This is a genomic window from Brevundimonas denitrificans, assembly GCF_030160755.1.
GTDB lineage: Bacteria > Pseudomonadota > Alphaproteobacteria > Caulobacterales > Caulobacteraceae > Brevundimonas > Brevundimonas denitrificans.
Genome location: NZ_BSOY01000192.1, coordinates 1 through 674 on the forward strand (window position 1 = coordinate 1; position 674 = coordinate 674).

Below are 674 nucleotides of genomic sequence, written 5' to 3' on the forward strand. Positions count from 1 at the left end.
TTTCTGGGGCCGTGGGCGCGCATTATTGCCGGTCTGGTCGCCGGTGTTGCCATGGTGGGTGCCGGGGAATGGGCGCGTCGCCAACCGGTGCGGGGGGATAATCCCGCAGCGTGGGGCCGGGTGCCGCTGGCCCTTGTCGGGGCGGGACTGCTGACCGTTTATGGGGCGATTTATGCCGGGTTCGGTTTTTACGGCCTGTATCCGCCGGTTGTGACCCTGATCCTGATGGCGCTGACATCTGCCGCCGGGCTGGCCTATTCCCTGTTGCTGGGGCCGTGGATGGCGGGTCTGGCCATGCTGGGTGCCTATATCGTGCCGCTTCTGGTCGGATCGCGGGACCCGTCAACCGAGCTTCTGTTCCTGTATCTGACAGCGGTTCTGGCGGGCAGTCTGTGGCTGCTGCGCTATCGCCCGTGGATGTGGGGCGGTCTGGCCAATCTGGGGGCCAGTGCCGTGTGGTTCCTGCTTTGGTACAGTGCTGAACTGACAGGGGCCGCCGATCTCATGGTTGTGGAACTTTATGGCCTTGCCGTCATGGGGCTCTTTGTCTTCTTCTTCCTGAACCATATGCAGCAGGACGATTATGCCGGACCGATGGATGCGCTGCGTCTTGTAACCCGTCCGCTGTCGGCGTCCTTTATCCTGCATCTGGCCTTTGTGGGTGTGGCCGCTGC

1 protein-coding gene is annotated in these 674 nt (G+C 63.1%); it reads left to right on the forward strand.

Annotation, left to right across the window (positions count from 1 at the left end):
* Nucleotides 1-674, forward strand: a 674-nt coding sequence (locus QQJ79_RS15700) for a DUF2339 domain-containing protein (protein ID WP_284223862.1), incomplete at both ends; no start/stop codon positions are given.